The sequence below is a fragment of the Companilactobacillus kimchiensis genome (assembly GCF_001438805.1).
In the GTDB taxonomy this organism is placed as follows: domain Bacteria; phylum Bacillota; class Bacilli; order Lactobacillales; family Lactobacillaceae; genus Companilactobacillus; species Companilactobacillus kimchiensis.
On sequence record NZ_JQCF01000044.1, the window covers coordinates 1 to 10,039 of the forward strand.

At 35.5% G+C, this 10,039-nt stretch carries 11 protein-coding genes; 2 read left to right on the plus strand and 9 right to left on the minus strand.

What is annotated here, in order from left to right; translation table 11 throughout:
* Nucleotides 1-78: 78 nt before the first annotated feature.
* Complete coding sequence (locus IV57_RS12420; protein ID WP_157051963.1) at nucleotides 79-366, minus strand: hypothetical protein; 288 nt, start codon at nucleotides 364-366, stop codon at nucleotides 79-81.
* 344 nt (nucleotides 367-710) lie between these two features.
* Complete coding sequence (locus IV57_RS12425) at nucleotides 711-1,655, minus strand: D-2-hydroxyacid dehydrogenase (protein WP_057881843.1); 945 nt, start codon at nucleotides 1,653-1,655, stop codon at nucleotides 711-713.
* Nucleotides 1,656-2,005: 350 nt separating this feature from the next.
* Here IV57_RS12425 and IV57_RS12430 point away from each other — a divergent pair, with 350 nt between their 5' ends.
* Together IV57_RS12430 and IV57_RS12435 are read left to right on the plus strand one after the other, a co-directional pair.
* Nucleotides 2,006-2,725: an MIP/aquaporin family protein gene (locus IV57_RS12430; protein WP_057881844.1), complete on the plus strand. Its 720-nt coding sequence runs from the start codon at nucleotides 2,006-2,008 to the stop codon at nucleotides 2,723-2,725.
* Nucleotides 2,726-2,844: 119 nt separating this feature from the next.
* Complete coding sequence (locus IV57_RS12435) at nucleotides 2,845-3,774, plus strand: DMT family transporter (RefSeq protein WP_057881845.1); 930 nt, start codon at nucleotides 2,845-2,847, stop codon at nucleotides 3,772-3,774.
* Between the two features lie 17 nt (nucleotides 3,775-3,791).
* Here IV57_RS12435 and IV57_RS12440 read toward each other — a convergent pair whose 3' ends face one another.
* The 7 genes from IV57_RS12440 to IV57_RS12470 form a co-directional block, all read right to left on the minus strand.
* Nucleotides 3,792-5,144, minus strand: coding sequence for an ABC transporter substrate-binding protein (locus IV57_RS12440; protein ID WP_057881846.1), 1,353 nt, complete (start codon nucleotides 5,142-5,144; stop codon nucleotides 3,792-3,794).
* The gene (locus tag IV57_RS12445) at nucleotides 5,144-5,974 is read right to left on the minus strand and encodes a carbohydrate ABC transporter permease (RefSeq protein WP_057881847.1); all 831 of its coding nucleotides are present in this window, start codon (nucleotides 5,972-5,974) and stop codon (nucleotides 5,144-5,146) included. Before IV57_RS12445 ends, IV57_RS12440 begins: the two co-directional genes overlap by 1 nt.
* On the minus strand, nucleotides 5,974-6,915 hold the full coding sequence (locus IV57_RS12450) for a carbohydrate ABC transporter permease (RefSeq protein ID WP_157051964.1): 942 nt from the start codon (nucleotides 6,913-6,915) through the stop codon (nucleotides 5,974-5,976). The genes IV57_RS12445 and IV57_RS12450 overlap by 1 nt, the downstream gene beginning before the upstream one ends.
* Nucleotides 6,908-7,996, minus strand: a complete 1,089-nt coding sequence (locus IV57_RS12455; protein WP_057881849.1) for an ABC transporter ATP-binding protein — start codon at nucleotides 7,994-7,996, stop codon at nucleotides 6,908-6,910. Before IV57_RS12455 ends, IV57_RS12450 begins: the two co-directional genes overlap by 8 nt.
* Nucleotides 7,997-8,117: 121 nt before the next feature.
* Complete coding sequence (locus tag IV57_RS12460) at nucleotides 8,118-8,858, minus strand: SDR family oxidoreductase (protein ID WP_157051965.1); 741 nt, start codon at nucleotides 8,856-8,858, stop codon at nucleotides 8,118-8,120.
* Nucleotides 8,859-9,142: 284 nt separating this feature from the next.
* Nucleotides 9,143-9,553, minus strand: coding sequence for a cupin domain-containing protein (locus tag IV57_RS12465; protein WP_057881851.1), 411 nt, complete (start codon nucleotides 9,551-9,553; stop codon nucleotides 9,143-9,145).
* Nucleotides 9,554-9,558: 5 nt separating this feature from the next.
* Nucleotides 9,559-9,879: a carboxymuconolactone decarboxylase family protein gene (locus tag IV57_RS12470; protein ID WP_057881852.1), complete on the minus strand. Its 321-nt coding sequence runs from the start codon at nucleotides 9,877-9,879 to the stop codon at nucleotides 9,559-9,561.
* Nucleotides 9,880-10,039 lie beyond the last annotated feature (160 nt).

The window sequence follows — 10,039 nt, forward strand, 5'->3', positions numbered from 1 at the left end:
CACAGCCACACTTGGTAAAGAACCAAAATACAATTACTACGACCTGTTTATTGATACTAGGGAGCCGCTTACAACTCTCTAATTATTAGATTTCTTACTATCCAAAGCTGGATAACTTTTGATGAATTTATATATATGCAGATCTTTATTTATCAAAATCATATCACCAACCATGACAGATAAAATTACGACAAAGAATAGCATAATTTGATTCATTGACCCCGTATCAAGTTGTAGTCCTTGATATCTCAAGTCCATAATGAATTCATAAGCAATATAACCAATCAGAATAAACTCCAACATCTCAAAAGGCATTTGAAAACGCACGCCAAATTTTTTGTTGACGTCATTGTCTAATTTATCCATTACAAAAGGTTTTTCGTCTGAAAAGAAAGATAACTCTATAATCGTGTTTCTCATATTCAAGATTATTTCTAAGAGTAGTAATAATAACCAAAATAAGAAGACGAGCATGAAGCCTATAAAATAATTACCGGATGACATTATTTTTCCTTTCGCGTATCTACTTTAATTTTAATACATACTCAAAAATTCTCAATAGATTTTGATTTTGAAAACGTACACAAAAAAATCACACCACATTATCATTCATGAATTCCAAAGTAGGAATTTAAAATAATATGGTGTGATTTCTGATTTAGAATTCATATCAATAAGCGGATTTTTCGATTTGAAATAATTACTAACTACTAGTATCCAGTTGAATAATTTACTTCATTAATCTCAACTTCACCATTTTCAACGTATGATTTCAGATTACGTTTGAAAATATCAAAAGCACGTTCTTCATAATGAACACTCATTCCAGCATCGTGGGGTGTAATGATCACATTTTTCATATCCCAAAGTGGACTATCACTAGGAAGTGGTTCTGGTGTAGTTACATCCAAAGCTGATCCTGCAATTTCACCATCGTTCAAAGCATCAACCAAATCATTCATATTAGTAGTTTTACCACGGCCAATGTTGATGTAGTAGGCTTTTTTAGACATCTTCGCAAATATTTCTTTATTAAACATACCTATCGTTTCTTCTGTATCAGGTAAAGCATTGATGACAAAATGTACTTCGTTAATACGACTTTCCATTTCTGACATGGGAATCATTTCGTCAATATAATCAGTTGGTTGATCGGTTCTACGAACCCCAACTGTCTTCATACCAAGAGCTTTAGCGTACTTGGCAATCAAAGTTCCGATGTGTCCAACACCAACAATCATAACTGTTTTGTTGAAAATTTCATCATATCCGTCATCGTGTTTCCATTCTCTGACATCTTGATGTCTAGCAGTTAAATTCATGCGACGCATAAACATCAACATGTAAGCCAAAGTTTGTTCGGCAATATTAATTGCATTGGCACCAGCGCCATTAGTTAAAATAACACCTTTATCATTCAATTCTTTCAATGGTAAAGCATCAACACCAGCACGAACCACTTGAATCCAGTTCAAGGTATCACTCTTTAAAACAGTGTCCTTCAAGGTGTTTGACCAATCATAAAGTACTTCTACTCCATCAAGATCTTCAGCAGTAACCTTTTTAGGGGATACAACTTTTAAATCAACTCCAGAGATTGATTGAATCTTCTCTGTTTGTTTCTTTGTTAAATTAACTAAACTAAGAACTTTCATCTGTCTTCTACCTCATCTTTAGAATTACTTTATGTTAATTATATATTATAACTATATAGCAAAAACTATCCAGTTTTTCTGTAAATCACCAAAAATATTCGGAATGTATGATACAATATTAACCGTTGCTCATTATTTGATTTATTTTACATTTTATGTTAGCAAAGGTTGTCCGGTCTTGACGGGACAATTTTTTTATGTGAAATTCGGAAAATATTCACTCATAAAAGACAAATTATTACGAATTTATACGATTTAACCCATTTCTGAGTGAATGTTAATATTCGTGTTTTGCTGATAATATAGGTCATGATGAGACAAAACAATTAAATTTAGGGGTAGTCTTAATTATGCATTATACGTTGTTAGTACGTTGTATCGCTGAATTTATCGGAACAGCCATCATGGTTGCCCTCGGTAATGGTTCAGTCGCAAACGTCGAATTAAAAGGAACAAAAGGATTCCACGGTGGGTGGATTTTGATTGGATTTGGTTATGGTATCGGTGTTATGGTACCAGCCATGATGTTTGGACCAATCTCTGGTGGTCAAATTAATCCAGCAATGACCTTGGGCTTGGCCCTTAATGGTCAATTCCCATGGCAAGAAGTTGGACCATATATTATCGCCCAATTCTTAGGAGCTATCTTTGGTCAATTAATGATCGTAGCCGCTTATAAACCTTACTATAACAAAACTGAAAATGTTGAAAGTATCTTAGGTACCTTCTCAACTATCGATGCTGAAAACAGTCGTCTAAATGGTTTTATTAACGAATTTATCGGTACCTTTATCTTGGTATTTGGTGCCGTAGCTCTTACTTCTGATCACGTCGATCCACGTGCTGACTTTATCGGATTAGGATTCTTGGTTATGTGTTTAGTTATTTCATTTGGTGGTCCTACTGGTCCAGCTTTGAACCCTGCTCGTGATCTTGGTCCTCGTATCTTACACGCTCTGTTACCTTTAAATCCAAAAGGTTCTTCCCAATGGAAATATAGTTGGGTGCCAGTTGTTGCCCCTATCTTAGGTGCTGTCTGTGCAGTTAAACTTTACGGACTATTCTTTTAAATAAATAATAACGACGATCTACTTTTTAATAAGTAGGTCGTTTTTTTTATTTATTACCAACTTGTTCAAAAGCAATTTGTGTTAGCATGATATTTAACACAGCTTTTAGGGGGATTTTCATGACTGATAAACAAAAGGGCTTTTTCTTTGCCATTACTGGTCCTGTTTTGTGGGGCTTTTCAGGAAGTATTGCTCAATATTTATTTACCCAAGAAAGCATCCCTACCGAATGGATCGTGGGGATTCGGTTGATTTTTGCGGGCTTAATGTTAGTGATTTGGTGTGCCTTCGTAGACTCCAAAGAGCTTTTTGCGATTCTCAAAAAGCCACGTTACATCATTCAATTACTGGCTTTTGGACTATTGGGCATGCTACCAGCTCAATATACTTATTTTATGGCCATCAAATATGGTAATGCCCCAACTGCCACCGTCTTGCAATTTTTAGGACCACTTTTTATCATTCTATATTTATCATTTCGAAAACTACAATTGCCTCGCCGTATTGACATGATATCGATTGTATTAGCTATTTTAGGAACTTTTTTGCTAGTTACACATGGACACATTAATCAGTTGATGTTGTCCCCAGCGGCTATTTTATGGGGAGTTGGGGCTGGTCTTAGCCAAGCTTCTTACACCCTATTACCACGAGAACTATTAAAACGCTTCGATGCCCGAATCGTTACCGGTTGGTCAATGCTTTTAGGAGGGATTGTCTTCGCACCATTTGCCCATTTAAACCAAGTACCACAATTAAGTGGCATCGCTTGGATTTCAATTATTTTTATTATTACTGGTGGCACCATGTTCTCCTACTTATTTTATTTACAAAGTCTCAACTACTTAACACCATCTACTACTGGCATGTTGAGTGCATTCGAACCTTTAACAGCAACCATTTTGGCAGTAACCGTTCTAAATACTAAAGTCAGTGGAGCCGAATTAGCCGGAGCATTATTAATCCTAGGGATTACCTTCTTACAGGCTTTGCCTCCCAATCTTTTCAATCTAAAAAGATACCAAAAAACACATTCTTCTGATAATTAGAAGAATGTGTTTTTCTATTACTTATAACCGTTAGCTTTGTTAAGTTGCGTTAAATTATCATTGATATCTTTATCCGCTGTAGTTAAGGCATGATCGATATCCCCACCGTTATAAACAGTTTCCATTGCTACCTCTTCAAGTTGACGAGTTAATTGCATTCCCTCCATCAAAATACCTGAATTGGAATAATTAGCTTTGGCAGTGGCTAATTGTTGACCGGGAACCTTTGACTCAGGACTCTTAGCATAAAGGTCTTTCAATGTTTGAGTCTTTTGAGAATCCTTATTAAGTGCTAAGTAACCAGTGGCCTTTTGCCATTGAGCTTGAACCTCTGGTTTCAATGCATACTTAATAAATTCAAAGGCACCTTGTTGAACATTTTTAGGTTTATCATTTGAAATCCACAAAGCAGCTCCACCAATGGCAACACCATTAGCCTTTTTGTTATCTGGATGTGGGAAATATGTAATTCCCAATTGATTCTTATTATTTTTAATTAAATCACCGATACTAGCTGATGACTGAATGAAAATACCAACCTTATCTGATAAGAATCCAGCCGTCTGGTTAGCACCAGCACTGGCACCAGAACCATAGTCAATAAAGTCATTTGATTTAATATTTTCTTTGATCCATTTTAAAAATTCAACTGAATCTGGATTATTCAATTTAACTTCAGTTGGATTACCTGTATGTCCATCATTATTATTAGCCAATTGAGTTCCAGCATTAGCTAGTGCTTGTTCAATGAACCAACCATAAACTTGAACTGTCATTCCCTTAACCTTATGACCGGACTTTTCATAGATTTGTTGAGCCACTCTAGTGATATCACTATATGATGGTGATACTGGAGGTGGTGTAATACCATACTTTTTCAATAAACTAGCATTGTAATACAGAACTGGTTGCGAGGTGTTAAATGGCATTGCTTGTTGTTTCCCGCCATTTGAATAAAATGATCTAGCAACTGACGAAATCTTACTTACATCATAGTGATCCGCATCAATAAAATTCTGAACTGGTGTTGTATAACCACTGTGAAGCATTTGAGCGGTTGATATATCAAATGCTTGGAAAACGGCTGGCGAAGTACTTGTTCCGTGAGTTTGTAGAATCTTCTGAATTGCTTCATCATAAGATCCCTGATACTTAGGAATTACTTTGTATTTAGTCTGTGATTTATTGAAACCATCAACGACTTGTTCCAAAGCTTGTTCCGAAGGTCCACCCATCTCATGCCAGAAAACAATCGGTGTTCGGTTGTCATTTACAGCTGATTTGGCCGAAATAGCTTTCCCAAAAATTGCCACTAAGATAACCCCTAGAACTATAACCAACGGCATCGCATATTTTTTCAATTTCGACATTATTTAACAGCCCCCTCATTCATACCTGACTTAAAGTAATGTTGACCAACAAATAAGACAATAATTGTTGGTATAACAATAATAGCTGCACTGGCTTGAATCATACCCCAATCGTTAAAAGTTTCTTCGGATTGTAATTGTTTCAACCCATTTTGAATAACACGAGAATTATTACTAAAGGTTGTTAACATTGGCCAGAGGTACTGATTCCAAGCGCCAAGGAAACTGTAAGCACCTAAGGTGATCATACTGATTTTGTTATATGGTAAAACAATATGCCAATAAAATTGAAAATGATTCAAACCTTCAATATCTGAGGCCTCTTTCAATTCAGCAGGTGTTTGCATGAATGATTGACGCAACATAAATGTACCAAAAGCTGATGTCAAGAATGGAATTATCAAGGCTGCATAGTTATCTAACAAACCCATACTTTTAATAGTGGCAAAATTAGGAATGATTTCAGCTTCAAAAGGTAACATCATTGTGATTAGGAATAGAGAAAAAATAGTCTTTTGATATTTGAATTTCAAAAATACGAACGCATAAGCACTCATTGAACAGAAGATCAATTGAGCAAACATAGTCACCGTTGCAATTACTACCGTATTAGCTAAATAACGTAAAATTGGTGTCTTAGTAAAGGCTGAAACATAATTATTAAAAGAGACATTGGTGCTGAAAAGATCACCTTTGGCAATATCCATCGTTGGCAAAAAGCTGGCCCAAATACCGATAAAGAATGGTGCCAAAATAACTACTGCTAAAGCAATCAATAAGATATAACTAAAAACTCTTTTTAGGATTGCACTCTCATCAAAATTTGCCATTAGTAGTTCACCTTTTTCTCTAAGAATTTAAATTGTAATAAGGTAAAGAAGGCAATGATAACTGTTAAAATAATTGCTTCTGTACTTGATTTAGCATAGTTACCACTATAAAAAGCATCTTTATAAATTCGATAAACTAACATGTTGGTTGCATTTGTTGGTCCACCTTTTGTGATTAAATCGATTAATCCAAAACTCTTGAATGCCCCAATAATTGTAATTGTTGAAACAAAGAATAATGTTGGTGAAATCATCGGAATCGTAATATGGAAGAATTGATATCTTGACGATACCCCTTCAACATCTGCTGCCTCATAAAGTGTTCTAGGAACAGATTCAATCGCACCTAAGAGAATCAAGAAAGTAAAACCAAGGTTCATCCATACCGTCGTAATAATAACGGCCCACATTGCATTGGCTGGACTAGTTAACCAATTAACTACTGGTAAGTTGAACCAACCACTCATTAAAGCAAAGAATCCAGTTGATGGATTAAAAATAAATAACCAAAAGATAGCAGCTACTGATACTGAAACGCCCATTGTGACTGAGTACAAAGTTCTAAAAATACTGATCCCAGGCAATTTTTGACTAGCTAAGTTAGCTAATAATAGTCCCAAAGCAATCGTCAAAATAGTTACCGCAACCACATATAATATCGTGACCATCATACTTGAAATGAAATCTGGTGCAGAAATCAATTTAACATAATTACCTAATCCTACAAAAACGGTCGTATTACCCAAGGTATTAGTCAAAAACATACTGATATAGAGTGTTTTGATCATTGGATAAAATACAAATAATCCTAAAATTAATAACGATGGTCCTAAAAAAATTGAGGCGTAATATTTATCTTTAGCATTTAGTTTGAAACCTTGGCGTTGCTTTGCTTGAACCTTCTTTTCTGGAACAACGTCAGTTGTAGAAGTCTTAAGCATTAACGGCATCCTCCGCATTCTTTGTGATATTGACGCCTTCATTGTTGAACACCAAAACATTATCTGAGGATGTAACTTTGATTGTATCGTAGGCTTTGAATTGAGCATCACTAGCTACAATCGCCGCAACTTCAATATCATTATTATTCATCTTGGCGTAAACGATTTTTTCATCACCCAAAAATTCAATTGTTCGGATTGAGGCATTTGCGGATAACTCATCGGCTTCTTCAATCATCAGTTCATTCGGTCTGATTCCAATTTTGAAACTATCTGTTGGTACTTGTTGATCAATCTTAACTTGAAAATCATCGTTAACATTAACCGTCTTACCAGCAGTTTTAATAGCTGGCAAAATATTGATTGGTGGTACTCCGAAGAAGCTAGCAACAAATTCATTGGCTGGTTTCTTGTAAATTTCTGTTGGTGTTCCAATTTGTTGTACCTTAGAGTCATGTAAAACCATAATATGATCAGCCATTGTCATGGCCTCAACTTGATCATGAGTAACATAAATCAAAGTAAGTCCCAATTTTCTTTGTAATGCATAAATTTCTTGACGCATTTTAATTCTTAATTGAGCATCCAAGTTGGATAATGGTTCATCCATCAAACAAATCTTGGCATCACTAGCTACAGCACGAGCCAAGGCTACACGTTGTCTTTGACCACCTGATAATTCACGTGGTTTACGATCTTTTAGTTCTTCCAAATTAACCATTCTTAAAGCGTTGTTAACCCGCTCTTCAATATCAGCTTGTGAATTATTGTTTCTAGCTTTCAAACCAAAAGCCACGTTATCCCAAACGCTTAAAAATGGGAACAAAGCATAACTTTGGAAAACCATTGTTAAATTACGATCCTTCGGTGGTAAATCATTTACTACTTTATCGTTAATTCTGATTTCACCATCAGTAATCGGTGTTAAACCAGCAATCATCCGGAGTAAGGTACTTTTACCACAACCAGATGGTCCAACAATTACAAAAAATTCCCCTGTTTGGATTTCAGTTGAGACATTGCTCAAAACTGTTTTGTCCGAGTCATACTTCTTACAAATATTCGTTAACACTGTAGACATTATCTAATCCCTCCAAATAAGTCGTTGGTTATAGTATGGAATTGGATTGTGTATATATAATATATTTAATGTAAATTTCGCGTAAAAAAAATAGGCTGTTTTCACAGTCTATTTCATTTATTTACATTTGTTTGGTTGGATAAATTGTAAATTCATTTACATTAACATCTTCCGGTTGATCAACTGCAAAATTAACTACCCGAGCAATTGCAGCTGGTGAAATACCAACTTGTTTATAAAAATCATCCATATTTTTCTTAGTATCCGAATCAGTAATTGTATGTAAAAGTTCCGTATTGATTGCAGCTGGATAAAGTGTTGTTGTTCTAATATTAGTACCTTCTTGGGCACTTTCCATACGAATAACTTCCATTAAATTACGAACTGCAAACTTAGTAGCACCATATACTCCAGCCCCTGTAAAACTCTTGATACCAGCGACAGATGAGGTTGTAATAATATGTCCAGCTTTATTCTTTACAAAGTCAGGCATAACGGCAGCCACACCATTTAAAACACCCTTAATATTAATGTCGATCATGTCATTCCATTCTTTAGTATGTAAAGCACTAATGGGTGAACTAGGCATGATACCAGCATTATTGTAAATAACATCTAGGCCACCAAATTCAGTCTTAGCTAGCTTGACTAAAGCAGTTACTTCATCAGCGTCCCTGACATCAGTCACTTTATAAGTAGCTTGACCACCGGTCTTTTTTATATCGTCAACAATTTCTTGCAAACGATTTTCACGACGAGCACCAAGGACAACCTTAGCACCATTTTTAGCCAATAATTTGGCAGTTGCTTCACCAATACCACTTGAAGCACCAGTAATCACAACAACTTTATCTTTAATCATATATTTCTCCCTTAATAAAATGGTGGTTTTTCTCATTCAGTGTTGGGTTCAACTACACCGATATTTTGATGACTATAAAGTGAAGGTTCCTTAACAATATCTGTCACCAATTGTGACACCGCTTGTCTAGTAACTTGGGTTCCCTTATATAGTCTATCTTCAGGAACTATTTTATAATTTACATTATTATCTTGATCATCGATCGTAAAGGATGCTCCCTTAATAGCCGTATAATCACCGATTATTTGCGCATTCCATTGACCAAATTTACCCGCTACTTCATCTTACAGTTTGTTATATTCTTCATCAGTAACATGTTCAAGCCATTCAGAAGTACCCTTAGTAATAGCAACGTGACTGAACCAACTATCTTTTGTAGCACCGTGCCAGTGTTTAATGCCTTCTTTGATAACGACTACATCGCCTTGTTTCAATAATTGTGCTGGTTTGCCCCATTCTTGGTACCAACCTTCGCCACCAGTAACAAGTAAAATTTGGAAACCATCATGGTGAATGTGCCAATCATTACGACATCCTGGTTCAAAAGTTACATTTCCAACGCCAAAGTCGATATTATCTTCGGGACTAACCATACCGTTTAGATAACTTTGTCCGATAAAATATTTTGCATATGCATCATTTTTGTCACCAACGGGAAATACTCCGTTTGTTTTTAGTTCTTCATTTTTAGCCATAATTATTAATCCTCTTTCCAAATTTCTTTTGCACGATTAAAAGCACTCCAAGCCTTAGGCCAGCCTGCATAAAATGATAAGTGAGTGATTTCAGCAACAATTTCTTCTTTAGTAATACCGTTTTTCTTACCAATTTTTAAATGGGCATCTAATTGCTCAAGATTTCCTGCAGAAATAATACTTGCGATGGTAATTAATGAACGATCATGAGCAGAAAGCTCAGATTCCTTGCTCCAAACTTCTCCGAATAATACGTCATCATTCAATTCTGCAAATTGGGGTGCAAAATCTCCAAGTAAATCATGTCCTGCTGTTTGTTTTGCCATAATTCGTTCCTCCTTGATTCGATATTTATATTAAACAACTTAAAGTCGACTTTAAGTCAAGAAAAATAAAAAAGAAAATCAAATTCTTACTCACAATTGGGTAAAGTGAAGGTCTTCTTATCCTGCTGCCGTCCGCACAAATTCTGATTGGGCTGGAACA